This window comes from Pseudomonas sp. TE21435 (genome assembly GCF_056279265.1).
The window spans coordinates 3,549,083-3,574,155 of sequence record NZ_JBWBQZ010000001.1 but is presented as its reverse complement, the minus strand read 5'-3'; the positions used below and the strand labels follow the sequence as shown (position 1 = coordinate 3,574,155).

Genomic DNA, 25,073 nt, shown 5'->3' with positions numbered 1-25,073 from the left:
GATGAGGCCAGTCCTGTCGATCACAATGTCAGGGTCAGGCCTTTGACCAACGCCCCGGGCAGATGACTCGACCCGGTGCTGCGCTGCCCGTAGGTGCTGGTCGACAGGATCATCTCGCGCTCCTGGGTCAGGTCCTCCAGCTGGTTGCCCAGCAGGTTGTACAGGCTGTCGTCGAAGCGCATGGTGCTCACCGGGCCCTGGATCTGCCCGTTCTCCACCCAGAAGGTGGCGAAGCGGGTCAGCCCGGTCATGCGCGCCGCCGGCAGGTCCGAGTAGTTCAGATACCAGAGGTTGCTGATGTAAAGGCCGGTGCCCAGACGTTCGAGAATCTGCTCGCCGGGCAGGTTGCCCGGCGCCAGGCTCAGCGCGCAGGGCGACTCGTAGCTGTCGGCGCCATTGGCCTGCTGGCCGAATTCGACGGCGCTGCGCGCACTCACCAGTCGCTCCAGCGCCCGCCCTTCACCGATCAGCAGCAGGTCTCGGCGCGGCGAGCCCTCGTCGGAGAAGGCCGGACTCAGCGAGCCGCTGACCTGTTCGCTGAAGCTCACCAGTGGGCTCAACTGCGCGTCGCCGTTGTACAGGCGCTGCAACGGGCTGTTGCCAGTGGCCAGGGCTTGTGCCGCGAAGCCTCCCCAGCACAGCATGCCGGCGATCTCGTCCATCGCCGCCGGCGCCAGGTAGGCGCGGTAGCTGCCCGGCTTGAGGGTGACGGCCGGGCGCCCCAGGTGCGCCAACTGTTCGCGAGCCTGACACAGGCGTGCGGCAAAGGTTTCGCCGCTCCAGGCCTGCCCTGCGTAGTTGGCTTTGACGGCTTGGCCGTTGGCGTGGAACAGGCTCCAGTCAAAGTTGAAACTGTTGGCCTGGTGCCAGCCAAAGGCGCCGAACGAGCTGGCGAAGCCGCGGCAGATGGGGCCGGCGGCATAGATGCCGACCAGGTCCAGGTCGCCGGCTCCACGCTCGACCAAGGCCAGCACCTTGTCCAGCTCTGGCAGTGGCTGCTCCTGCAGGCTATGGCTGTGCCAGGCGCTGTCGTCGAGGTTCAGGTAGGGATCCACAGCCAGCAGCGGCAGGGTCTGGCGCAGTTGCGCCAGGGCATCGTGCAGGCGCTGGCGGTCCAGCTCTGAATCGTCGCCCAGGGTGATCTGTTGCTCGGCCTGGCGCCCGTCGCGGACCAGCCGCAACTGCACGCTGGCCTGGCTGACCAGCCCGGCCTGGCGCACCTTGGCGTGGTTGAAACGCACGAACTGCGAGTGCTCGGCGCTGTAGCCCAGGGTGAACTGCTCGCCGGGCTGAACGGCGGCGTTCAGGCTATCGAGCAAGCTTTCGAAACGTTGCTGGTAGACGGTGCTCATCAGGCGTCCCCTCCGAATACGTCGATCTGGCGGAACACGCAGGCCGGCGAGGCATGGCCGACCCGCACCACCTGGTTGGGCTCGCCTTTGCCGCAGTTGGGCGTGCCGAGTACCTGGAAGGTGCTGCGATCACCCACCGCCGAGAGGTTGCGCCAGAAATCGGCGGAGATGCCGCGATAGTTCGGGTTCTTCACCACGCCCTTGAGTTCGCCATTCTCGATCAGTTGGCCCCACTCACAACCGAACTGGAACTTGTTGCGCGCATCATCGATGGACCAGGAGCGGTTGGTGCGCATCAGGATGCCGTGCTCGATGCCGGCGATCAGTTGCGCCAGCGTCTGCTCGCCCGGCTCGATGTTGAGGTTGGCCATGCGGTCGATCGGCGCGCGGTTCCAGCCGCAGGCGCGGCTGTTGGCCACGCCGTCCAGGCCCGAGCGCAGTTGCGACAGGGCGCCACCCAGGGGGCGCACCAGCAGGCCATCACGGATCAGGAACTGCTTGCTGGCCGGAGTTCCGTCGTCATCGAAGCTGTAGCTGGCCAGCTCCTCGTGGATTGTCGGGTCGAAGGTCACGTTGAGCAGTTTCGAGCCGTATTGCAGGTGGCCGAAGTCGCCGGCTTTGACGAAGCTGGTGCCGGCGTAGTTGCGCTCATCGCCGAGAATGCGGTCCAGCTCCAGCGGGTGGCCGATGGATTCGTGGATCTGCAGCATCATCTGGTCGGGCATCAGCAACAGATCACGCTGACCGGCCGGGGTGTTCGGCGCCAGCAGCAATTGCAGCGCCTCGTCGGCCACCCGGCGGGCCGCGCCGAGCAGGCCGCAGCGCTCGACCACTTCAAAGCCGCCTTGCTGGCCGAAGTTCTCCCGGCCCAGGCTGCGGCTCTGGCTGTCCTGGCCGTCGCTGGCGGTGACGCCCAGGCCTGGGTAGATGAAGCGCTGGGCATGGCGCAGCTCGGCGCCGGCGGAGTTCAGGTAGGTCTGCTCGACCACGCTGAAGCCCAGGCTTGCCTGCCAGTCCACCAGGCGCTCGTCCCTGGGTACGCTGGCCGATTCGGCGGCGAGCAGCTCCAGGCAGTCGGCGAGGTTGGGCAGGGACTGTTCGAAATTGGGCGAGACATGATCGTGACGCCCGCTCGGGGCGGCTTGGCCGCTCAGGTCGAGCAGGCTGCTGGCCTTGATCCGCCGGGCGAGTGCCTCGGCCTGTTCCAGCGCGCGTTGCAGGCCTGCCTGGGACAGGTCGGCGGTGGCCGCGTAGGCCTCGACGCCATTGACCCGCACAGTGAGCATGGCGCCTTCGTCCTGGCTGAAGAAGGGCGGCTCGGCGACGTTACGCCGTACTGACAGTGACTGGTGCGATTGCTTCACATGGCGAAGCGAGAACAGTTCGGCCGTGCTGCGCAGCGCGGCGAAGCGCTGGCGCAGCAGGGTGCTGGAGTCGAACATGGGAAACCTCCGTGTGCGCGGTGGCTCCCCCTAGAACCACCCCTCTTGCATGCCCAGGCACGTATCGTCGCGGGCCTCGAGCAAAGCGAGGTCATTATGGCAGCCCGGCACTTCCCAGGTGAGGAAATAACGCGCGGCCTGGAGCTTGCCCAGGTAGAAGTCGCGGTCGCTGCCCTTGAGCAGGCCGACCTCGGCATGGATCGCCTGCTCCAGCCAGCGCCAGCCGATCGCGCAGTGGCCGAAGGCCTTGAGGTACAGAGACGAGTTGGCCAGTGCGCCGGCGACCTTGCCCTGGGCTAGATCGCCGAGCAGGGTGAGGGTCACGCTTTGCAGGCGATTGACCAGTTGCTCCAGCGGCTGGCGCAGTGTGTCGAGGTTCGGGTGATGGCTGGCGCGCTCGCAGGTGCCGGCGATCAGGCGGATCAGTTGCTTGAGCCCGGCGCCGTTGTTCTGCGCCAGCTTGCGCCCGAGCAGGTCGAGGGACTGGATGCCTTCGGTACCTTCGTGGATCGGGTTGAGGCGATTGTCGCGGTAGTACTGCTCGACCGGGTACTCGCGGGTGTAGCCGTGGCCGCCGAGGATCTGGATCGCCAGTTCATTGGCCTTGAGGCAGAACGTCGAGGGCCAGGACTTGACGATCGGGGTGAGCAGGTCGAGCAATTCCTGGGCTTGCTGGCGGGCGTTTTCATCCGGCGCAGTGTGGGTGTCATCGAACAGCCGGGCTGCGTACAAACCAAGGTCGAAGGCACCTTCCACGTAGGCCTTCTGTGCCAGCAGCATGCGCTTGACGTCGCTGTGCTCGATGATCGGCACGGCGGGGCTGTGCGGGTCCTTGTTGTCCGGCAGGCGGCCCTGTGGGCGTTGGCGGGCGTACTCCAGTGAATACAGGTAACCGGCGTAGCCGAGCATCACCGCGCCCATGCCGACGCCGATGCGCGCCTCGTTCATCATCTGGAACATGCAGGCCAGGCCCTGGTGCGGCTGGCCGACCAGGTAGCCGACGCACTGGCCGTTGTCGCCGAAATTGAGCGCGGTAGAAGTGGTGCCGCGCCAGCCCATCTTGTGGAACAGCCCGGCCAGCAGCACATCGTTGCGCGGACCCAGGCTGCCGTCGGGGTTGACCAGGTACTTGGGCACGATGAACAGCGAGATGCCCTTCACCCCGCCCGGCGCGTCCGGCAGCTTGGCCAGGACCATGTGCACGATGTTCTCGGACAACTCGTGATCGCCGCCGGAGATGAAGATCTTGTTGCCCTTGAGCCGGTAGCTGCCGTCGCCTGCGGGTTCGGCGCGGGTGCGGATATCGGCCAGCGACGAGCCGGCATGGGGCTCGGTCAGGGCCATGGTACCGAAGTAGCGGCCCCCGATCATCGGCTGCAGGAACAGGCGCTTTTGCTCTTCAGTGCCGAAACTCTCGATCAGGTTGGCCGCGCCCATGGTCAGGAACGGGTAGGCCGTGGTGCCAGCGTTGGCGGCCTGGAAGTGGGCAAAGCAGGCCTGTGATACCAGGCTTGGCAACTGCATGCCGCCGACTCCGAAGTCGCGGTTGGCGTTGAGGAAGCCCGCTTCGAGGAAGGCGTCCACGGCCGGTTTCACTTCCGGGATCAGCTCAGCGCGGCCGTCCACGTAGCGGGGCTCGTTTTCATCGCCTTTGCGGTTGTGCGGGGCGAAGTATTTCTCGGCAATGGTGCGGGCGGTGGTCAGGGCTGCGTCGAAGGTCTCGCGGCTGTGCTCGGCGAAGCGCGGGCGCTGGGTCAGGGCCTCGGCGTCGAGGACTTCGTAGAGTTCGAAGGCGAGGTTGCGGCTGCTGAGGAGTTGCTCGGACATGGCGGCATTCCTGATTCGGGGTGCAGCGAGTCTAGGCGGGGTGGTGGGGCAGGGGACAGGTTAATTGGTGTGGGTGATATGGGGGCAGAAGTGGCCATCGCCCAGGTCACCTTGGGCAACCTGACCATCACCGGGATCATGGAGGAAAAGCTCCAACTGCTCTGGGCCTCGTATTACCTGAGCGCCCTGGCCAAGACGCTGATGGACGATGCCGAACTGGGCATGGGGTGTTGACGACCCAAAAGGGCATCGCGGGGCAAGTCGCATCGGCGCACCGCCGCTCCCACGAATTTGAGTACTGCCGCAGGAGTGGGGCTGTCTTGATATCGCGTCAAGCGCCGGTTTGGGACAGCTCCTACATGGCAGCAGGACTTAACGCTGCAGCAGGACTTAACGCTGTTTTGCCGCTGCGGGAATTCCGGTTCCATATCCACCTTTCCCAGCGGCAATCAGTTCTCCAAATAGTTTCAGGGCTCGACCTTGCGAGTTGTACGCAAGTTTGTACAATGTTTGGCAGGCAGGTCGCACAGCGCCGACCTGTCATCAAGGCCTGTTGACTCTCGAGAACTGATCCAGGCTGTACCTGGAAAGGAAGGAAAAATGCATGTACTGACGTTCAGCCAGGCACGCGCCGACCTGAAGCAGACAATGGACGACGTATGCCGGGACCATGAGCCGGCAGTCATCACTCGTCAGCGTGGCGAGCCGGTCGTGATGATTTCGCTCGAGGACTACAACGGCATGCGCGAGACCATGTACCTGCTGGAGTCGTCCGCGAACGCCAAGCGTCTTCGCGCTTCCATTGCTCAGCTCCGGGCTGGTAAGGCCGTTACCCAGGAACTGGCACTCGATGAATGTGAAAGCCAAGCAACGAAACAAGACTGAGGCGCGAAGCACCACAAGCGTGGCCTTCACTGCTGAGGGGTGGGAAGACTACGGTTATTGGCGAAACAGTGATGTCGCTATCTTCCAGCGCATCAACACGATGATCTGTGAGTGCCTGCGCAGCCCTTTCAAAGGCACCGGCAAGCCAGAACCGCTCAAAGGCGACTTGTCAGGTTTCTGGTCTCGCCGTATCACTCGCGAACACCGATTGGTCTACTTCTACGAGGCGGGAACCCTGACCATCCTGCAGTGCCGTTACCACTATGACGATTAGGCCAAGCGCCCACAAAAAAGGAGAGCCGAAGCTCTCCTTTTTTGTTAGATCGGTGTCAGCCGATGGTCATCAGGCTGGCGTTACCACCTGCTGCCGCGGTGTTCACGCTCACCGCCCGCTCGATCACCAGGCGCTCCAGGGCGATCTGGTGATCGCCGCTCGACAGCCCATGCACGCCGACGATCGCGCCGGCACGCTTGGCCACATGCTCGCAGACGCCGCGCAACTGGTCGGAGTGACCGTGGTGGATGACCGCGTCGAAGGCGACCTCGTCCTTGCTCCAGTCAGCCACCAGCTTGATCTTCGCTTGCAGCTCCTTCGGCAAACGGCCACGCACGGTCTTGGCCGGTTCGCCGTCCTGGAACACCGCCGAGCTACCCACGGCCAGTACCGCTGCCAGCTGGGCCAGCAGGTCGGCCTCGTTGTCGGCCAGGCACAGCACGTGTTCGCGTGGCAGCACGCTGTAGGTGTTGCGCTCGCCGGTCGGGCCTGGCAGCACGCGGGTGATGCCGCTCTGCGACTGCTCGGCGAACTGCTCGCACAGCGCGACCAAATCGCTCATCTGGCTGCTGGCCGCCCAGGTCTTGAGGGTGGTCAACGGCTTGAGCTGCTGGTCGCGCAGGGTGGTGTCGGCCTTGCTGCGTGCGTCGTCGGCCTGGAAGTGGCGGGCGATGGCGTCGGCCGGGCGGGTCGACAGCAGACGGTACAGGTACAGCGGGCCACCGGCTTTCGGGCCGGTGCCCGACAAGCCTTCACCGCCGAACGGCTGCACACCGACCACGGCGCCGACGATGTTGCGGTTGACGTACATGTTGCCGGCGTTGACGTTGTCCACCACCTTGGCGATGGTCTCGTCGATGCGGGTGTGCACGCCCAGGGTCAGACCGTAGCCGGAAGCGTTGATCTGCTCGATCAGCTGGTCCAGGTCCTTGCGGTTGTATCGCACCACGTGCAGCACCGGGCCGAAGATTTCGCGCTTGAGCTCGTCGAAGCTTTCCAATTCGATCAGGGTCGGCATCACGAAGGTGCCGCGCTTGATCTCCTCGCCTTCGGCGATAGCCACCTGGTAGACGGTGCGGCCTTTGTCGCGCATGGCCTGGATGTGCTTCTCGATGCCCGCCTTGGCTTCGGCGTCGATCACCGGGCCGATGTCTACCGACAGGCGCTCGGGGTTACCCAGGCGGCTTTCGGCCATGGCGCCCTTGAGCATCTCGATCACGCGGTCGGCGGAGTCTTCCTGCAGGCACAGCACGCGCAGGGCCGAGCAACGCTGGCCGGCGCTGTCGAAGGCCGAGGACACCACGTCGATCACCACCTGCTCGGTCAGCGCCGAGGAGTCGACGATCATGGCGTTCTGGCCGCCGGTCTCGGCGATCAGCGGGATCGGCCGGCCCTGGTTGTCCAGGCGCCCGGCGATGTTGCGTTGCAGCAGGCGGGCGACTTCGGTGGAACCGGTGAACATCACACCTTTGACACGCTCGTCACCGACCAGGCCGGCACCGACGGTTTCGCCCTGGCCAGGCAGCAGTTGCAGCACGCCTTCCGGGATGCCGGCTTCCAGCAACAGGCGCACGGCCTGGGCGGCGACCAGCGGGGTCTGTTCGGCTGGCTTGGCCAGTACCGGGTTGCCGGCGGCCAGGGCCGCGGCCACCTGGCCGGAGAAGATCGCCAGCGGGAAGTTCCACGGGCTGATGCACACCACCGGGCCCAATGGGCGGCAGCTGTCGTTGCGCAGATCGTTGCGTGCCTGCACCGCGTAGTAGCGCAGGAAGTCCACCGCCTCGCGCACTTCGGCGATGGCGTTGGCGAAGGTCTTGCCGGCTTCGCGCACCAGCAGGCCCATCAGCGGCTGGATATCGGCTTCCATCAAGTCGGCGGCGCGTTCGAGGATCGCGGCGCGCTCGGCCGGTGGGGTGGCCTGCCAGATTGGCGCGGCGTTCAGCGCGCACTGAATGGCATTGTCGACGTCGGCGACGGTGGCTTCCTGCACATGGCCGACCACATCGCGATGATCGGACGGGTTTAGCACTGCGCTGGCCGGTTGCTCGCTAGTGGCGCAGGCCAGTAGTGGCGTGGCCTTCCAGTCGTTGTGGGCGGTGGACAGCAGGGCGCAGGACAGCGACGCCAGGCGGTGTTCGTTGGCCATGTCGATGCCGGCCGAGTTGGCCCGCTCGCTGCCGTACAGCTCACGCGGCATCGGGATGCGCGGGTGCGGCAGGCCGATGCTGCCTTCCTGGGTGCCCATGCGCTCGATGCTGGCGACCGGGTCGGCGACCAGTTCCTGGATCGAGATCGAATGGTCGGCAATGCGGTTGACGAACGAGGTGTTGGCGCCGTTTTCCAGCAGGCGGCGGACCAGGTAGGCCAGCAGGGTCTCGTGGGTGCCGACCGGTGCGTACACACGGCACGGACGGTTCAGCTTGCCCTCGGAGATCTTGCCCACGACTTGCTCGTACAGAGGTTCGCCCATGCCGTGCAGGCACTGGAACTCGTACTGGCCCGGGTAGTAGTTCTGCCCGGCGATGGTGTAGATGGCCGACAGGGTGTGGGCGTTGTGGGTGGCGAACTGCGGGTAGATGGCTTCCGGCACCGACAGCAGCTTGCGCGCGCAGGCAATATAGGAAACGTCGGTGTACACCTTGCGGGTGTAGACCGGATAGCCTTCCAGGCCCTCGACCTGGGCGCGCTTGATCTCGCTGTCCCAGTACGCGCCCTTCACCAGGCGGATCATCAGGCGGTGGCGGCTGCGCTTGGCCAGGTCGATGACGTAGTCGATCACGTACGGGCAGCGCTTCTGGTAGGCCTGGATAACGAAGCCGATGCCGTTCCAACCGGCCAGCGACGGCTCGAAGCACAGGCGCTCGAGCAGGTCCAGCGACAGCTCCAGGCGGTCGGCTTCCTCAGCGTCGATGTTCAGGCCGATGTCGTACTGCTTGGCCAGCAGGGTCAGCGACAGCAGGCGCGGGTACAGCTCGCTCATCACGCGTTCGTACTGGGCGCGGCTGTAGCGCGGGTGCAGGGCCGAGAGCTTGATCGAGATGCCCGGGCCTTCATAGATGCCACGGCCGTGCGAGGCCTTGCCGATCGAGTGGATCGCCTGCTCGTAGGAGGCCAGGTATTTCTGCGCGTCGTGCTCGGTCAGCGCGGCTTCGCCGAGCATGTCGTAGCTGTAGCGGAAGCCCTTGGATTCGAACTTGCTGGCGTTGGCCAGGGCCTCGGCGATGGTCTCGCCGGTGACGAACTGTTCGCCCATAAGGCGCATGGCCATGTCGACGCCCTTGCGGATCATCGGCTCGCCGCTCTTGCCGATGATGCGGGTGAGCGAGGAGGTCAGGCCGGATTCGTTGTGGGTGCTGACCAGCTTGCCGGTCAGCAGCAGGCCCCAGGTGGCGGCGTTGACGAACAGCGACGGGCTGTTGCCCAGGTGCGGCTGCCAGTTGCCGGTGCTGATCTTGTCGCGGATCAGTGCGTCACGGGTGCCTTTGTCGGGGATGCGCAGCAAGGCTTCGGCCAGGCACATCAGCGCCACGCCTTCCTGGGACGACAGCGAGAACTCCTGCAGCAGGCCCTGGACGATACCGGCGCGGCCACCGGCGCTCTTCTGGTTACGCAGCTTGTCGGCCAGGCTTGCGGCCAGCTTGTTGGTGGCTTCGGCCTGGGCGGCCGGCAGGCGTGCCTGCTCCAGCAGCATCGGCACCACTTCCTGCTCGGGGCGGCGGTAGGCGGCGGTGATCGCCGAGCGCAGTACCGACTGCGGCAGGATGCTTTCGGCAAACTCCAGGAAGCACTGGTGGGCGTGGTCGGCGGCGACTTCGCCGGCGTCGTCGCCAGCGGCGGCATGGCCGTTGAGGTCGTTCAGGGTGGCGCCACCCTCGAGCTTCTCGAGATAGTTGAAGATCGCTTGCTTGATCAACCAGTGCGGCGTGCGGTCGATGGACTGCGCAGCTGCTTTGAGTCGCTCACGGGTCGGGTCGTCGAGTTTGACCCCAAAGGGTGGTCGTCGCCATTTCTTATCCTCGTTATTGGCCACGGATGTGACCTAAGCTGGCAGCAAGATTAGCCTGTAGGACAATTGGGGTGCAACCGGGTGCAACCCGATTTTTTCGTGCCCCAGGTGCAACTCGTCTGAAGGGTATTTCTGAACCACCGAAATGGCTGTTTTTGCTGCATTTAAGTATGAGAAACGTCGTTTTTGCTCCGAAAAGAAGCAAGAAAGCGGTTTTATCTGAAAATGCAGGCTTGGGTGCAACTTGCAAATGAAAAATGGTTGCACCTGATTCATGTTGTTGCATAGGATGCGCCGCCTGGGTGCAACCGTCGTCGTGCACGGCGAGTCGCAGAGATAAAAACAACGCCAGGGCACAACTCATGGGCAATCCAATCACGATCACCTTCGTGATCTACATCGCGGCAATGGTGCTGATCGGCTTCGCGGCCTATCGCTCCACCAAGAACCTTTCCGACTATATTCTCGGCGGCCGTAGCCTCGGCAGCGTGGTCACCGCGCTTTCCGCCGGCGCATCGGACATGAGCGGCTGGCTGCTGATGGGCCTGCCGGGCGCCATCTACTTCGCCGGCCTTTCCGAGGCCTGGATCGCCATCGGCCTGACCGTCGGCGCGTACCTGAACTGGCTGTTCGTCGCCGGCCGTCTGCGCGTGCAGACCGAGCACAACGGTGACGCCCTGACCCTGCCGGACTACTTCGCCAGCCGCTTCGAGGACAAGACCGGCCTGCTGCGGATCATCTCGGCCATCGTCATCCTGGTGTTCTTCACCATCTACTGCGCCTCCGGCATCGTCGCCGGCGCCCGCCTGTTCGAAAGCACCTTCGGCATGTCCTACGAAACCGCCCTGTGGGCCGGTGCCGCGGCCACAATCGCCTACACCTTCGTCGGTGGCTTCCTGGCGGTGAGCTGGACCGACACCGTGCAGGCATCGCTGATGATCTTCGCGCTGATCCTGACCCCAGTGATCGTGCTGATCTCCACCGGCGGCTTCGACCAGACCTTCGCCGCCATCGACGCGGTGAACCCAGCGCACTTCGACATGTTCAAGGGCGCAACCTTCATCGGCATCATCTCGCTGATGGGCTGGGGCCTGGGCTACTTCGGCCAGCCGCACATCCTGGCGCGGTTCATGGCTGCCGACTCGGTGAAGTCGATTGCCAATGCCCGTCGCATCTCCATGACCTGGATGATCCTCTGCCTGGCCGGTACCTGCGCCGTGGGCTTCTTCGGTATCGCCTACTTCTCGGCGCATCCTGACCTGGCCGGTCCGGTCACCGAGAACCACGAGCGCGTGTTCATCGAGCTGGCCAAGATCCTGTTCAACCCATGGGTCGCCGGTGTGCTGCTGTCGGCCATCCTGGCGGCGGTGATGAGCACCCTGAGCTGCCAGCTGCTGGTGTGCTCCAGCGCCCTGACCGAAGACTTCTACAAGGCCTTCCTGCGCAAGAACGCCTCGCAGACCGAGCTGGTCTGGGTCGGCCGCCTGATGGTGCTGGCTGTCGCGCTGATCGCCATCGCCATGGCCGCCAACCCCGAGAACCGCGTGCTTGGCCTGGTGGCCTACGCCTGGGCTGGCTTCGGTGCCGCCTTCGGTCCGGTGGTACTGATCTCGGTACTGTGGAAAGGCATGACCCGCAACGGCGCGCTGGCCGGTATCGTGGTCGGTGCACTGACCGTGATCCTGTGGAAGAGCTACGTCGGCCTGGGGCTGTACGAGATCATCCCGGGCTTCCTGTTCGCCAGCATCGCCATCTTCGTGGTGAGCAAGCTGGGCAGTCCGACGAACAGCATGGTTTCGCGTTTTGAAACCGCTGATGCGGCGTATCACGCCGACAAGTAATACCTGCTGAATCGGCATCGCCGGCAAGCCGGCTCCCACAGGGATCTCATCCAACCTGTGGGAGCCGGCTTGCCGGCGATGCGATTCAAGCCCGACCGCCGTACCTGACGTCTCCTTCGCGACAAGGTAAACTTGCCGCCCCCGCAGGAGTCCTCATGAACTATCGTCACGCCTTCCACGCCGGCAACCACGCCGACGTCCTCAAGCACATCGTGCTCACCCGCCTCATCGCCCTGATGTCGCGCAAGGAGCAGCCGTTCGCCTATATCGATACCCACGCAGGGCTTGGCCTGTACGACCTGCAGGGCGATCAGGCGAGCCGTACCGGTGAGTACCTCGAAGGCGTCGCCCGCCTGTGGAATCGCGATGACCTGCCCGCCGTTACCGCTGACTATCTGGGTGTCATCAAGCGCCTGAACAAGAACGGCGAGCTGCGCTACTACCCGGGCTCCCCCGAGCTGGCCCGGCGTTTGATGCGTGAACAGGACCGTGCACAACTCAACGAAAAGCACCCTGAAGACGGCGTGCTGCTCAAAGAGAACATGAAGAAGGACCCGCGAGTCACCGTGCACCTGGGCGAAGGCTGGCACATCCCGCGGGCGCTGCTGCCGGTGCAGGAAAAACGCGCGATCATGCTGATCGACCCGCCGTTCGAGCAGGCTGACGAGCTCAAACGCTGCACCGTGGCGATGAAGGAGGCGATCGGTCGCATGCGCCAGACCGTCGCGGCCATCTGGTACCCGATCAAGGACCAGCGTTCGCTGACCCGCTTCTACCAGGACCTCACCAGCACCGGCGCGCCCAAGCTGCTGCGCGTGGAGCTGTATGTGCATCACCAGGACAGCCCGCAGGGCCTGAACGGCTCGGGCCTGGCCATCGCCAACCCACCGTGGGGCCTGGAAGATGAGCTCAAGACGCTGCTGCCGTGGCTGGCCAAGGAGCTGGCGCAGACCGCCGGCAGCTTCCGCATGGACTGGCTGATCGCCGAATAAGCAGGCGTCGCAGGCAGCGTGGGAGCCGCGATGCGGCGGCCCGACTTGCCCGGCGATGGCGTCAGCAAATCCAGCGCCATCGCGGGGCAAGCCCGCTGCCACGTCCATGCATCGCGTCAGGCGATCTTTGCGTTATAATCCCGCCCTTTAGCCGCCATCCGCCTGAATGGCCGGTGGCGCACTTCATACCGATTTGAGAGGCTAACCCCTTGGCACTGACGATTCTTGGCCTGTCCGGCGCCCTTAGCCATGACCCTTCCGCGGCCCTGTACATCGACGGCAAGCTGATTGCCGCCGCCGAAGAAGAGCGCTTCGTGCGTGACAAGCATGCGAAGAACCGCATGCCCTACGAGTCGGCGAAGTTCTGCCTGGAGCAGGCCGGCATCAAGCCGTCGGACGTCGACGTGGTGGCCATTCCTTTCGCCCCGATCAGCCTGTTCGGCAAGGCCCGCTGGCACTACGCCAAGCGCTACTGGTACGCCCCGGATCGCGCCCTCGACGCGCTGCTGATGGGCAACCGGCGCTACAAGCGCTACCGCAAGAAGATCGTCTGGTGCCTGGAGCAGCTGGGCTTCGATCCGAAGAAGATCAAGATCGAACCGGTCGAGCACCACCTGGCCCACGCGTCCAGCGCCTATCACTGCTCGGGCTTCAAAGAGAAGACCGCGATCCTCGGCATCGACGGCAAGGGCGAGTACGCCACTACCTTCTTCGGCTATGGCGAAAACGGCAAGATCCACAAGATCAAGGAATTCTTCGACCCGGATTCCCTGGGTGGCCTGTATGGCGCGATCACCGAGTTCCTCGGCTTTGAGATGCTCGATGGCGAGTTCAAGGTCATGGGCATGGCGCCGTACGGCGACGCCAGCAAGTATGACTTCTCGCGCCTGGCCAGCTTCGAAAACGGCGAACTGGTGATCAACACCGAGTACGCCAACGTCATCGGTCTGCGCCGCTATAAAGAGAAGGGCAAGGGCTTCTACTTCTCGCCCAAGCTGATCGAGTGGCTGGGTCCGAAGCGCGAAGGCGACATCGCCGACGAGCCGTATATCCACTATGCGGCGAGCATGCAGGCATTGTTCGAGAAGCTCGCCCTGCAGATGATCGACCACTACCTGGGCGATACCCTGAAAGAGACCGGCAAGCTGGCCTTCGCCGGCGGCTGTGCGCTGAACGTCAAGCTGAACCAGAAGATCATCGCCCGCGATGATGTGAAAGAGCTGTTCGTCCAGCCAGCGTCCGGCGACGCCGGTACTGCGGTCGGTGCAGCTGCCTATGTGTCCCACGCCCGTGGCGTGCCGGTCGAGAAGATGGAGCACGTCTACCTCGGCCCTGCGTACTCCAACGAAGACGTGACCGCCGCCTGCGCCCGTCACCCGAGCAAACCGGTATGGCGCAAGCTCGAGAACATGCCTGAGCAGATCGCCAAGATCATGGTCGACGGCAACCCGGTTGCCTGGTTCCAGGGGCGCATGGAGTTCGGCCCTCGCGCACTGGGTGGTCGCTCGATCATCGGTTGCCCGAGCGTGCCGGGCGTGGCCGACCGCATCAACCACCAGATCAAGTTCCGCGAGCGCTGGAGGCCTTTCTGCCCGTCGATGCTCGACACTGTCGCGCCGCAGATGATCAAGATCGATCATCCGGCGCCGTTCATGACCTTCACCTTCGAAGTGGCTGAAGAGTGGAAGACCCGTGTGCCGGAAGTGGTCCACGAGGACGGTACCTCGCGCGCCCAGGTGCTCAAGCGCGAGTACAACCCGCGCTACTACGACATGATGAAGGCGCTGGAAAACCTGACCGGCAACGGCGTGTCGCTGAACACCTCGCTCAACCGCCGTGGCGAACCGATGATCTGCTCGCCGACCGATGCCCTGAATATGTTCTTCGGTTCGGACCTGCAGTACCTGATCATGGAAGACATCCTGGTGGTCAAGGAAGGCGCCGCGCCGTATGACCAGCCGCTCTGAACCGCGGATCCTGCAGTTCTGCCATGGCTATGACGGGCCGTTCCTCGACTGCGCCCGTCAATATGCCAGCCTGTTCCAGGGCAGCGGCTACAAGGTCACCACCGTGTTCCTCACCGGGGCGGCTGACGCGCAGGTCGCGGCTGGCTGCGCCTCGGACGAGGTGTTGTTCCTGGAGTTCAGCTCCAAGGCCGTGCGCGGCCTGAAGCTGGGCGCCATCGCCGCGCTGCGCAAGATCGCCGCGCAGCGCAATTTCGCGTTCTGCATCGCCCACCGCTTCAAACCGATCTATGTCGCGCTGCTGGCCACCGGTCTGCCGGTGATCGGCGTACACCACGCGTTTGGCGACTACCAGCGCAAGGGGCGCCGACTGTTTGCCAACCTGTTCCGCAAGCGCCTGAGCCTGCTCGGTGTCTCGGATGCGGTGCGCGACGACATGCGCCGCTGCCTGGGGCGGTGGCCGGCCGAGCATATCCAGACCCTGTACAACCGCATCGATATCGAGGCATTGCAGGCCAGCCTGGTGCCGCGTGACGAGGCGCGTCGTGCCTTGGGACTGGATGAACAGGCCTGGGTGGTCGGCAATGTCGGCCGCCTGCACCCGGACAAGGACCAGGCCACGCTGTTGCGTGGCTTTGCCGAAGCCTTGCCTGGCCTGCCGGCTGGCGCGCGGCTGGTGATCCTGGGCAAGGGTCGCCTCGAGGCCAAGCTCAAGGCGCTGGCCAGTGAGCTGGGCATCGCTGGGCAGGTGAACTTCCTCGGCCAGGTGCCGGATGCTCGCCGTTATTTCCGCGCCTTCGATGTATTTGCGCTGAGCTCCGACCATGAGCCGTTCGGCATGGTCCTGCTCGAGGCCATGGTGGCGGGTGTGCCGCTGCTGGCCACCGCCTGTGGCGGCGCCCGGGAAGTGGTCGAGGGTGTGGGCGTGCTGTTCCCGCTGGGCGATGCCGCGCAGCTGGCCCAGGGCCTGAAGCATCTGGCCGGGCTGGACGCCGGGCAGCGCGAGGCCTGTGCTTTGCACATGCTGCAGCGCCTGCGGCAGCGTTTCAGCGATCAGGCGGTGCGCGATGCCTTCTGGCAGTTGCCGCAGGTGCGTGCGCTGGTGGCGGAGGCCTGATGCTCAATCACCTCAAGGCCTGGCGCGAACGCGGCTGGCAAGTGATCGACGCGGCCGAATACAACGCTGCCTGGCAGCGTTTCGGCGGCAGTGTCGCCACGCACCCGCTGGTGGTCGAGCAACTGGCGGACCTGGCACAGATCCCGGTGCGTTACCTCGGTTGGTTCCAGGGCGGCGAGCTCAGGGCCGCACTACCAACCTGGGGGCGCCACCTGGCGCTGGCCAAGGATGTACTCAAGCGCGAAGGCAAGAAGGGCCTGTTCGACCTGGGCAATGCCGAGATCATCCTGCCGGCGGCCATGGATGTCGGGGCGCCGTTGCGCCACGCCGGGCGCTACCTGTCGGAGCTGAACCAGGGGCGTTTCACCGGCTTGAAGGCGCAGCCCGAGCAGTTGGCCATGGCACGTGCGCATGAGGACCTGTCGAAGAAGTTCCGCTATAACCAGCGCCGTGAGCTGCGCCTGCTGGAAGAGGCTGGCGGCCAGGTGCGACCGATTGGCGATTTCACTGCAGCCGAGATCGCGGCGATGTACTGTGAATTGTTCCAGCGTCGCTGGGGTTTCCCGGCCACCGGTGCCGCCCGCATGGCCGAAGTGATCGAGCGCCTGCGCGAACTGTTGATTGGCTCCGTGTTGTTCCTGGAGGGGGCGCCGATCGCGATCCAGTTGGTGTATCGCGTCGAGGCGCCACAGTGGATCAGCGTTGAATATGTAAACGGCGGTGTCGACCCAGACACCAAGGCTTTCAGCCCAGGTAGCGTACTGAGTTTCCTCAATACCCAGGCTGCCTGGGAGGATGCCAATGCCCGCGGCAAGGCGCTGCGGTTCTCCTTCGGCCGGGCCGATCGAGAGTACAAGGATCGTTGGTGCAAACCCGTCAACGTCTTCCAGGTCTGAACATGAGCGTCAACAAGCAGCAACTGCTCAAACGCCATCGCAAGCGCAAGCGGGTGATCCTGCTGGTGTTGCTTGTCGCGCTGTTGCTGACGGCGCTGTGGACATGGTGGTTGCCGCCTGTCCTCGCGGTGTTGTTGTGGGTGGCCCATGAGGCCTGGTTCTCCGACCACTTGTTCTACGTGCCCGGCAGCGACTACCAGTACGACTTGCAGGCCAGCGAGCGTCATGCGCTGCACAGCCATGGCGGGGTGCTTGCGTTGCCGGAAGACTGCCAGCTGGACGGCAGCGAGACCCTGTTGCTGCAAGTGAATCTGCGCGCCGGTTGGTTGGGGCGCCTGCTCGACCCGGCGGTACGCATCGAAGGTGGCGTCACCGATTGCCAGGCCTTCGAGCGTGGTGTCCGCGGTGTGCGCTACCTGAACCTGGGAGGCCAGGCTGAGGCGCTGGGCGCCGGGCGGCTGCGCCTGAGCGGCCGGCACTGCCGCGTGGCGCCGGAGATGGAATTGCTGGTTTTACGTCACGCCGACTACCTGGCCGGCTCGCTGATGGTCATCGCACCCCATGCCGACGATGCCGAGCTGGCGGCGTTCACTGCCTATTCCCGGGCGAAGAGCAGCTGGATCGTGACCCTCACCGCCGGCGAGATCGAGAACGAGTACTACCGCGACACCTTCGGCCTCGACCTGGCCGAGGCGGCCCGGCTCAAGGGCGAGTTGCGCAGTTGGGACAGCATTGCCGTTCCGCGCTGGGCTGGTGTGCCTTCCTGCCAATCTGTGCAGTTGGGTTACTTCTGCATGCAGTTGCCCGCCATGCAGGCCGAGCCCGAGACACCTGTCGCATCTCGCGAGGCCGACCTGATCGACACCCGGCCATTCCGCCGTTTCAATGAAGTCGCGCTGCGCAGCGATGCCGATGGCCGGCCGACCTGGAACAACCTGGTCCAGGACCTGCGCGAGCTCATCGAGCATGCGCGCCCGGCAACCATCGTGATGCCTCACCCGACGCTCGATCCACACCCGGATCACGTGTGCGCCCATGACGCCCTGCAGCAAGCGTTGCAAGGGGCGAGTTGGCAGCCGCAAACCTTGCTGTTGTACGCCAATCACCTGCACGACAATGACCGCTGGCCGATGGGCGATGCCGGTACCGGGGTGCCTTTGCCACCGTTCTTCGATGCGGGCCTGCCCATGCGTCCCTGGGTGCTGGGGGTTGGCGAGCAGCAGCAGAGGCAAAAGGCCATCGCTTTGGGTATGATGCACGACCTGCAGCCTGCGGCTCCATTCAAACGCAGGGTTCGTCGCTTCCTGCAGCGCTGCCTGGCCGCCCGGCGCTGGCCTGCATTCGGTGACAATGAATTCTTCCGCAAGGCCGTACGGCGCCACGAACTGCTGTGGGTCGGTACAGTGATCGACAAGAGAGAGCCACGGTGAAAGTCCTGTTCCTGGTCCAGAAAGAGCAACGCGCCATCCTGGACCGTCTTTACGAAGGCATCGCGGCCGACTGCGAGTGCGACATCCGTTGGCTCACTGGCGACGAGCAGGCCGATCTGCGCAGCTACTTCCATCAGCATGTGCAAGTCGATCAGTACGACCGCATCCTGTTCTTCCTGCGGTTCAAGAAAGAAATCCGCCAGGCGCGTTTCATCCGCACGCTCCCGAACCTGGTGATCCTCGAGCACGACGCCTATCAGAACTATATTCCGTGCAAGTACACCGGCAAGTTCAGCGAGTACTACCGCCAGTTGCCGTGGGCGCGGGTCATCACTTCAGGTGCGGTGGTTACCCGTCGGCTGCGTGATGAAGGTTTCGATGCGGTATTCGTGCCCAAGGGCTACGACCAGGCGCTGCTGCGCAACGAGAACCGCGAGCGCGACATCGAGCTGGCGTTCGTCGGCAGCCTGCGCAGTGTGGCCTACTCGGGCCGCAAGCAGATGCTCGAGTCGATTGCGGCGGTAGAGAACCTGCTGATCACCCGCACCAAGTCGGGCGAGGAATACAGCCAGACCCTCAGCCGTATCCGCTTTTTCGTCAGTGCCGACGTTGGCATGGGCGAGTACATGATCAAGAACTTCGAAGCCATGGCCTGTGGTTGCGTGCTGTTCGCCTACGATCAGGGCGAGGAGGAGAACCAGGCGCTGGGCTTCGTCGACATGCACAATATCGTGCTCTACCGCGACCTTGAACAACTGCGCGAGAAGCTCGCCCAACTGCGGGGCGACCTGGACCTGGCCGAGCGTATCTCGCGCAACGGCCAGCAACTGGCCGAGCAGCGTTATACCTTTCACGCGCTTGGGCAGGCGATCACCGAGGCCATGCGCGCGCCGTTACGCCCGGCCAGCAAACCCGGCCTGGTGGAGCGCCTGTTGCGTGCCATCGGTTTGGCGCGTTAAGCCCTAAACACATCGAGGAAGCCATGATCTTCAGTGAAAACAGCGAGATCACACTGGTGGTGACCAGCTGTGGTCGTTTTGAACTGCTCAAGCGCACGCTGGAGAGTTTCGATCTCTACAACACGGCGCCCATCCGCGAAGTGTTCATCACCGAGGATTCCGGTGACGAGGCGGTGCGCAGTTGCATTCCTGAGCACTGGCGCGAGCACACCACCTTCATCGTCAACAATCCCAAGCTCGGACAGTTGCGTTCGGTGGATGCCGCCTACTCGCAGGTCAAGACGTTCTGGGTGTTCCACTGTGAGGATGACTGGGCGTTCTATCGCCCGGGTTTCGTCGAGGAGTCCCAGGCCTTGCTCGAAGCCGACCCGCAAGCCTTGCAGGTCTGGCTGCGCAGCTTCAACCATGACTTGCAGGTGCACAGCCCCTACGTGTTCCTGGAGGCGCGTCAGGTGCTGCAGGGTATTGCCTTCCACAAGCTGGGTTCGCACAAGGCGGAATGGCAGGGCTTCTCGTTCAACCCGGGCCTGCGCAGGCTTGCCGACTACCAGGCGCATGCGCCGTACGCCGCGCATTCGGGCGAGAAGAGCCTGTCGCGGCTCTACGCCGAGCGTGACCGCTACGCGCTGATCCTCGAGAACGACGCGGTGCTGCACACCGGGTTCGGCGAGCATGTGGAAATGCCGGAAGAGAAGATCAAGAAGGCTCGACGTAAGCGCATGGATCGTATCCGCCTGCTGGGCGTGTTGTTTATTGGACTATTGCTTGGATGGGTGTTGAAGGATGTTTGAAGGGATTGGCAGCGATAACCGCACGAGCCGGCGCTATTTCAGCGCAGCGTTGATCGTGTTCCTGGCCAGCTTCGTGCTGATGGCCTCATCGAAATGGACCAACAACATTTTCTACGCTTTCATCGCGTTGCCTGGCTTGGTGTTTCTGGTCAAGGAGCGCGGTGCGGGGTTGTTCAACGACAAGCTTGGATTGGCGTGGCTGCTGTTCCTGCTTTGGTTCCTGGTGCCCGCAGCGATTGCTGGCGATGGACAGTTCTACAAGCACATCGCTTATGTTGCGCTCTTTGTCTTCGCTGTGGCAGGGCTGACGAATCAGGGCTTCTTCCGCTCCGAGGTGTTTGCTCGTACGCTGTTCTGGATCATCTGCCTGTACATCTTCGGCTATTCGGCTTTCGCTTACCTGACCGGCATATATGCCTTGGGTGAGCGGGTGAGTCTGATGCCCGCACGCATGCAGAACGTGATCTACACCAGTATATGGCTGCTCTGTGCGCTGGCACTGGCAATGCCGGGATGGTTGCACCGTCGCCGCTGGATCGAAGCGTTTGCCGCCGTGGCGCTGTCGGTGGTGGCGATCACCTTTGTCCTGCAGACGCGTACCGCGATGGTCGGCGCAGCCTTCCTGTTCGCCGCCTGGGCGTGCTGGGCGTTGTGGCGCTTCCCGCGCGTGGCCGGGAGCTGGCTGTTGGTGTTCGCGGTACTTGGAGGCATCGCCCTCTGGTTGGTGAAGGACATGGCCTGGTTCCATTCGCTTTTCGAGCGCGGTGACTCCTATCGCGGCGAGTTGTTCCACGTGATGGTCGGCGAGTGGCAGAACTGTGGCTGGATGATTGGCTGCGGTGTCGAGTTCCATACCGACAAGCTGCTGAGCGGCTTCATGCCGATCCAGCATCCTCACAATATCTTTGTTGCGCTGGGCCTCTATACCGGTGGTGTCTCGCTGGTACTGTTCCTGGTCATTGTGGCGATGACCCTGGTACAGGCCTTGCGCCTGCGCGACCCGTGGGGCATGTACCTGGCCTGTGCCCTGGTCATGCTCAACTTCGATGGCAGCAAGCTGATCGGCAACCCCGACGAGCTATGGCCACTGGTCCTGTTGCCGGCAGCCATGGTGCTTGGCCGTGGGTTGCAGCAGCGACGTTTACGCTGATGACGATGGCCGCCTCCGGGCGGCCATCTTCGTTCAGGCCAGTGCGCTGGCCAGGTCCTGGCGACGGCAGACCTGCTGGCTGGCCAGGTAGGCCTCGATGAACACGTTGTCGCGGTCACCCAACAACCATTCCCGATCTTGCCGATACCGCAGCATATGGCGGAAATTGCGTTGGCGTTGTGATCGGCGAAGTGGCTTGCGATATATGCGCAGGTCGGCGACATCGATCAACCCCAGTTTCCCTTCGGGCGTCAGTACCACGTTGCCCAGATGCGCGGAGCGGAAGTACACGCCTGCCTCGTGCAAGGTCGCGATGAACTGCCCGAGCTGGTCGCGCAGTTCAGGATGCTCGCCGGGTTGGTCCAGTAGTTGGCGCAGCGTATACCCTGGGAGCGGGTCGTAATGCACGGCATCGCGGGCGATCTCGGCAATCCGGTACACCGCCTTGACCTGTGGGCAGGGGATGCCGCGCGCGGCCAGGGCCTTGCAGTTGTCGGCGAAGCGTCGGGCATAGGGATACCAGGCCGCCGAGCTGATCAGGCGCTTGCGCCGGAACAGCTTGAGCATCGTGCCGTCACGCAGGCGCAGGACCTTGTCGCCAGTGCCGTCGGCTTCGAGGACATGAGCGCCCTCGCGCAGGGCAAGGTAGCGGGCGTGGTCAAGTGCGTGCATCTAGCCTCCAGGGCCATGGGTTCGGGACAGCCGCCTATCTTACCTGCAGCGGGCGGTGCGAGACACCGCGTGTGTTATAATCCCGGCTCTTTTTGACCCGACGGATTCTCATGACAGTTCCCGAATCGTCTTCGCCTGCGAGCCTGAAGATCTACCTGCGCCTGCTGGGCTACGTCAAACCCTATATCGGCATCTTCCTGCTGAGCATCGTCGGTTTCGTGATCTTCGCCTCGACCCAACCGATGCTGGCCGGGATCCTCAAGTATTTTGTCGACGGCCTGAGCAACCCCCAGGCGGTGTTGTTCCCCAGCGTGCCTTACCTGCGCGACCTGCAGTTGCTGCAGGCGGTGCCGCTGCTGATCATCCTGATCGCCGCCTGGCAGGGCCTGGGCTCGTTCCTGGGCAACTACTACCTGTCCAAGGTGTCGTTGTGCCTGGTTCACGACCTGCGCGTCGAGTTGTTCAACAAGCTGCTGGTGCTGCCCAACCGCTATTTTGACAACCACAACTCCGGGCACCTGATTTCGCGCATCACCTTCAACGTGACCATGGTTACCGGCGCGGCCACGGATGCCATCAAGGTGGTCATCCGTGAAGGCCTGACAGTGGTGTTCCTGTTCGCCTACCTGCTGTGGATGAACTGGAAACTGACCTTGGTGATGGTGGCGATCCTGCCGCTGATCGCAGTGATGGTGAGTACCGCCAGCAAGAAATTCCGCAAGCAGAGCAAGAAGATCCAGGTGGCCATGGGTGATGTCACCCATGTGGCCTCCGAGACCATCCAGGGCTATCGCGTGGTGCGCAGCTTCGGTGGCGAAAGCTACGAAGAGCGTCGCTTCAACGCTGCCAGCCAGAGCAACACCGACAAGCAGCTGCGCATGACCAAGACCGGTGCGCTTTACACGCCGTTGCTGCAACTGGTGATCTACACCGCCATGGCCACACTGATGTTCCTGGTGCTGTTCCTTCGCGGCGAGGCGTCGGCCGGTGATCTGGTGGCCTATATCACGGCGGCTGGGTTACTGCCCAAGCCGATTCGCCAGCTCTCGGAAGTCAGCTCTACCATCCAGAAGGGCCTTGCCGGTGCCGAAAGCATCTTCGAGCAGTTGGACGAGAAGCCGGAGGTCGATGCCGGCACTGTCGAGAAGGAACGGGTCGACGGGCGCCTCGAAGTGCGCAACCTCAGCTTCACCTACCCCGGCACCGAGCGTCAGGTGCTCAGCGACATCAGCTTCACCGCCGAGCCTGGGCAGATGATCGCCCTGGTCGGGCGGTCCGGCAGCGGCAAGTCGACGCTGGCGGCGCTGATCCCGCGGTTCTACCACCACACAGAAGGGCAGATCCTGCTCGACGGCGTGGAAATCGAACAGTACCGCCTGCGCAACCTGCGTCGCCATGTGTCCCAGGTGACACAGCACGTCACCCTGTTCAACGACACGGTGGCCAACAACATCGCCTACGGTGACCTGGCCGGCGCCCCTCGGGCGGATATCGAGGCCGCCGCCGCCGATGCCTACGCCAAGGAGTTCGTCGACCAGTTGCCCAAGGGCTTCGATACCGAAGTCGGCGAGAACGGTGTGCTGCTCTCCGGTGGCCAGCGCCAGCGCCTGGCGATCGCGAGGGCGCTGCTGAAGAACGCGCCACTGCTGATCCTCGACGAGGCGACCTCGGCCCTGGATACCGAGTCCGAGCGCCACATCCAGGCGGCGCTGGATCACGTGATGGAAGGTCGCACCACCCTGGTGATCGCCCACCGCCTGTCGACCATCGAGAAGGCCGACCTGATCCTGGTGATGGACCAGGGCCGTCTGGTGGAGCGTGGCACCCACGCCGATCTGCTCCAGGCTAATGGCCATTATGCCCGCCTGCACGCCATGGGCCTGGATGAAGCGGAAAAGGCCGACATCACCTGATCGGCCGTATGGTGGGGCCTTCGCGGCCCCGCCAGTCAATCGATACAGCATTGCCGCGGTTGGCCGTAAAGCCCTGCGCAACCCTGTGCTAATATCCTGCCCCTGTTCACTTTTCCAATGATGGGTTGCCCATGAAGTTGTCCATGCCGCGTTTCGATCAAGCCCCGGTATTGGTGGTCGGCGATGTCATGCTCGACCGCTACTGGCATGGCGGTACTTCGCGTATCTCGCCTGAGGCGCCGGTGCCGGTGGTCAAGGTCGATCAGATCGAGGACCGTCCCGGCGGCGCCGCCAACGTGGCCTTGAACATCGCTGCCCTCGGTGCTCCAGCCGCGCTGGTTGGTGTCACCGGCCAGGACGAAGCCGCCGACAGCCTGGCCAACAGCCTGCAGGCGGCGGGCGTGCGCTCGATCTTCCAGCGCATCGCCCATCAGCCGACCATCGTCAAGCTGCGGGTCATGAGCCGCCACCAGCAGTTGCTGCGCATCGATTTCGAAGAACCCTTCGCCACCGATCCGCTGTCGCTGGGGGCGGAAGTGGATGCCTTGCTCGAAGGGGTCAAGGTGCTGGTGCTGTCCGACTACGGCAAGGGCGCGCTGAAGAATCACCAATCGTTGATCCAGGCTGCCCGCAGCAAGGGCATCCCGGTGCTGGCCGACCCCAAGGGCAAGGATTTCTCGATCTACCGCGGCGCCAGCCTGATCACCCCGAACCTCAGCGAGTTCGAGACCATCGTCGGCCGTTGCGCCGACGAAGCCGAGCTGGTGGCCAAGGGCCTGAAGCTGCTCGAGGAGCTGGACCTGGGCGCGCTGCTGGTGACCCGTGGCGAGCACGGCATGACCTTGCTGCGCATCGGCCACCCGGCGCTGCACCTGCCGGCCCGAGCTCGTGAGGTGTTCGATGTCACCGGTGCCGGCGATACGGTGATTTCGACGCTTGCCGCCGCCATTGCCGCCGGCGAAGACCTGCCTCATGCGGTCGCCTTGGCTAACCTGGCTGCCGGCATCGTCGTCGGCAAGCTGGGTACCGCCGCTATCAGCGCACCCGAACTGCGCCGGGCGATCCAGCGTGAGGAAGGCTCCGAGCGCGGTGTGCTGGGGTTGGAGCAGTTGCTGCTGGCGATCGATGATGCCCGTGCGCACAACGAGAGCATCGTCTTCACCAATGGCTGCTTCGATATCCTGCACGCAGGCCATGTGACTTACCTGGAGCAAGCCCGTGCCCAGGGGGACCGTCTGATCGTCGCCATCAACGACGATGCTTCGGTCAGCCGCCTGAAAGGGCCGGGCCGTCCGATCAACAGCGTCGATCGGCGCATGGCCGTGCTGGCCGGGCTCGGTGCGGTGGACTGGGTCATCAGCTTCCCTGAGGACACCCCCGAGAACCTGCTGCGCCAAGTCAAGCCGGATGTGCTGGTCAAGGGCGGCGACTACGGTATCGACCAGGTGGTCGGCGCCGATATCGTCAAGGCCTACGGCGGCACGGTGAAGGTCTTGGGGCTGGTGGAAAACAGCTCGACCACGGCGATCGTCGAGAAGATCCGCAAGCACTGAGTCAGTTGC

Annotated in this window: 18 protein-coding genes and 2 pseudogenes; 14 read left to right on the top strand and 6 right to left on the bottom strand. The window is 64.0% G+C overall.

Going from position 1 to position 25,073, the window contains the following annotated elements:
• Nucleotides 1-20: 20 nt before the first annotated feature.
• The 3 genes from ACZ9C1_RS16130 to ACZ9C1_RS16120 are packed head-to-tail and all read right to left on the bottom strand — an operon-like array spanning nucleotide 21 to nucleotide 4,621.
• Nucleotides 21-1,352: a TldD/PmbA family protein gene (locus tag ACZ9C1_RS16130; RefSeq protein ID WP_476254171.1), complete on the bottom strand. Its 1,332-nt coding sequence runs from the start codon at nucleotides 1,350-1,352 to the stop codon at nucleotides 21-23.
• Nucleotides 1,352-2,794 (bottom strand): TldD/PmbA family protein, encoded by a 1,443-nt coding sequence (locus ACZ9C1_RS16125; protein WP_457378406.1) that lies wholly within the window; start codon nucleotides 2,792-2,794, stop codon nucleotides 1,352-1,354. The genes ACZ9C1_RS16130 and ACZ9C1_RS16125 overlap by 1 nt, the downstream gene beginning before the upstream one ends.
• Before the next feature lie 30 nt (nucleotides 2,795-2,824).
• Nucleotides 2,825-4,621 (bottom strand): acyl-CoA dehydrogenase, encoded by a 1,797-nt coding sequence (locus ACZ9C1_RS16120; protein ID WP_457378405.1) that lies wholly within the window; start codon nucleotides 4,619-4,621, stop codon nucleotides 2,825-2,827.
• A 117-nt stretch (nucleotides 4,622-4,738) separates the two neighbouring features.
• On the opposite strand from ACZ9C1_RS16120, the pseudogene ACZ9C1_RS16115 reads away from it, so the two are divergent.
• The 3 genes and pseudogenes from ACZ9C1_RS16115 to ACZ9C1_RS16105 all read left to right on the top strand — a co-directional run.
• Nucleotides 4,739-4,855, top strand: a pseudogene (locus ACZ9C1_RS16115) (DUF3077 domain-containing protein); the annotation flags it as partial.
• Nucleotides 4,856-5,221: 366 nt separating this feature from the next.
• Nucleotides 5,222-5,506 (top strand): type II toxin-antitoxin system Phd/YefM family antitoxin, encoded by a 285-nt coding sequence (locus tag ACZ9C1_RS16110; protein WP_023630627.1) that lies wholly within the window; start codon nucleotides 5,222-5,224, stop codon nucleotides 5,504-5,506.
• The gene (locus ACZ9C1_RS16105; RefSeq protein ID WP_031315114.1) at nucleotides 5,472-5,780 is read left to right on the top strand and encodes a Txe/YoeB family addiction module toxin; all 309 of its coding nucleotides are present in this window, start codon (nucleotides 5,472-5,474) and stop codon (nucleotides 5,778-5,780) included. The genes ACZ9C1_RS16110 and ACZ9C1_RS16105 overlap by 35 nt, the downstream gene beginning before the upstream one ends.
• Before the next feature lie 55 nt (nucleotides 5,781-5,835).
• Here ACZ9C1_RS16105 and putA read toward each other — a convergent pair.
• Nucleotides 5,836-9,787: pseudogene (gene putA, locus ACZ9C1_RS16100) on the bottom strand (trifunctional transcriptional regulator/proline dehydrogenase/L-glutamate gamma-semialdehyde dehydrogenase).
• Nucleotides 9,788-9,799: 12 nt separating this feature from the next.
• Complete coding sequence (locus ACZ9C1_RS16095) at nucleotides 9,800-10,150, bottom strand: hypothetical protein (protein WP_156177501.1); 351 nt, start codon at nucleotides 10,148-10,150, stop codon at nucleotides 9,800-9,802.
• On the opposite strand from ACZ9C1_RS16095, the gene putP reads away from it, so the two are divergent.
• The 9 genes from putP to ACZ9C1_RS16050 all read left to right on the top strand — a co-directional run bounded on the left by putP (nucleotide 10,149) and on the right by ACZ9C1_RS16050 (nucleotide 20,926).
• Nucleotides 10,149-11,627, top strand: coding sequence for a sodium/proline symporter PutP (gene putP, locus ACZ9C1_RS16090; RefSeq protein ID WP_046853960.1), 1,479 nt, complete (start codon nucleotides 10,149-10,151; stop codon nucleotides 11,625-11,627). The two genes, ACZ9C1_RS16095 and putP, sit on opposite strands and share 2 nt — an antisense overlap.
• Before the next feature lie 155 nt (nucleotides 11,628-11,782).
• Nucleotides 11,783-12,619, top strand: coding sequence for a 23S rRNA (adenine(2030)-N(6))-methyltransferase RlmJ (locus ACZ9C1_RS16085; protein ID WP_102682200.1), 837 nt, complete (start codon nucleotides 11,783-11,785; stop codon nucleotides 12,617-12,619).
• Between the two features lie 209 nt (nucleotides 12,620-12,828).
• Nucleotides 12,829-14,586, top strand: a complete 1,758-nt coding sequence (locus ACZ9C1_RS16080; RefSeq protein WP_476254170.1) for a carbamoyltransferase family protein — start codon at nucleotides 12,829-12,831, stop codon at nucleotides 14,584-14,586.
• A complete protein-coding gene (locus ACZ9C1_RS16075; protein ID WP_457378403.1) occupies nucleotides 14,570-15,700 on the top strand; it encodes a glycosyltransferase in 1,131 nt (376 codons plus the stop codon). The genes ACZ9C1_RS16080 and ACZ9C1_RS16075 overlap by 17 nt, the downstream gene beginning before the upstream one ends.
• Nucleotides 15,700-16,596, top strand: coding sequence for an antimicrobial resistance protein Mig-14 (locus ACZ9C1_RS16070; protein ID WP_277502189.1), 897 nt, complete (start codon nucleotides 15,700-15,702; stop codon nucleotides 16,594-16,596). Before ACZ9C1_RS16075 ends, ACZ9C1_RS16070 begins: the two co-directional genes overlap by 1 nt.
• Nucleotides 16,597-16,598: 2 nt before the next feature.
• A complete protein-coding gene (locus ACZ9C1_RS16065) occupies nucleotides 16,599-18,026 on the top strand; it encodes a PIG-L deacetylase family protein (protein WP_457378402.1) in 1,428 nt (475 codons plus the stop codon).
• Nucleotides 18,023-18,985, top strand: coding sequence for a glycosyltransferase family protein (locus ACZ9C1_RS16060; protein WP_102682195.1), 963 nt, complete (start codon nucleotides 18,023-18,025; stop codon nucleotides 18,983-18,985). The genes ACZ9C1_RS16065 and ACZ9C1_RS16060 overlap by 4 nt, the downstream gene beginning before the upstream one ends.
• Nucleotides 18,986-19,008: 23 nt before the next feature.
• The gene (locus ACZ9C1_RS16055) at nucleotides 19,009-19,776 is read left to right on the top strand and encodes a glycosyltransferase family 2 protein (RefSeq protein WP_102682194.1); all 768 of its coding nucleotides are present in this window, start codon (nucleotides 19,009-19,011) and stop codon (nucleotides 19,774-19,776) included.
• Nucleotides 19,769-20,926 carry an O-antigen ligase domain-containing protein gene (locus tag ACZ9C1_RS16050; RefSeq protein WP_277502187.1) on the top strand — a complete coding sequence of 386 codons (1,158 nt, stop codon included), beginning with the start codon at nucleotides 19,769-19,771 and terminating at the stop codon, nucleotides 20,924-20,926. The genes ACZ9C1_RS16055 and ACZ9C1_RS16050 overlap by 8 nt, the downstream gene beginning before the upstream one ends.
• A gap of 33 nt (nucleotides 20,927-20,959) precedes the next feature.
• On the opposite strand, the gene ACZ9C1_RS16045 is transcribed toward ACZ9C1_RS16050, so the two are convergent.
• On the bottom strand, nucleotides 20,960-21,598 hold the full coding sequence (locus tag ACZ9C1_RS16045; protein WP_102682192.1) for a phosphotransferase: 639 nt from the start codon (nucleotides 21,596-21,598) through the stop codon (nucleotides 20,960-20,962).
• A 110-nt stretch (nucleotides 21,599-21,708) separates the two neighbouring features.
• Here ACZ9C1_RS16045 and msbA point away from each other — a divergent pair, with 110 nt between their 5' ends.
• Both msbA and hldE read left to right on the top strand, forming a co-directional pair.
• Nucleotides 21,709-23,511, top strand: coding sequence for a lipid A export permease/ATP-binding protein MsbA (gene msbA, locus ACZ9C1_RS16040; RefSeq protein ID WP_139673900.1), 1,803 nt, complete (start codon nucleotides 21,709-21,711; stop codon nucleotides 23,509-23,511).
• A 131-nt stretch (nucleotides 23,512-23,642) separates the two neighbouring features.
• Nucleotides 23,643-25,064: a bifunctional D-glycero-beta-D-manno-heptose-7-phosphate kinase/D-glycero-beta-D-manno-heptose 1-phosphate adenylyltransferase HldE gene (gene hldE / locus ACZ9C1_RS16035; protein ID WP_102682190.1), complete on the top strand. Its 1,422-nt coding sequence runs from the start codon at nucleotides 23,643-23,645 to the stop codon at nucleotides 25,062-25,064.
• Nucleotides 25,065-25,073: the final 9 nt, after the last annotated feature.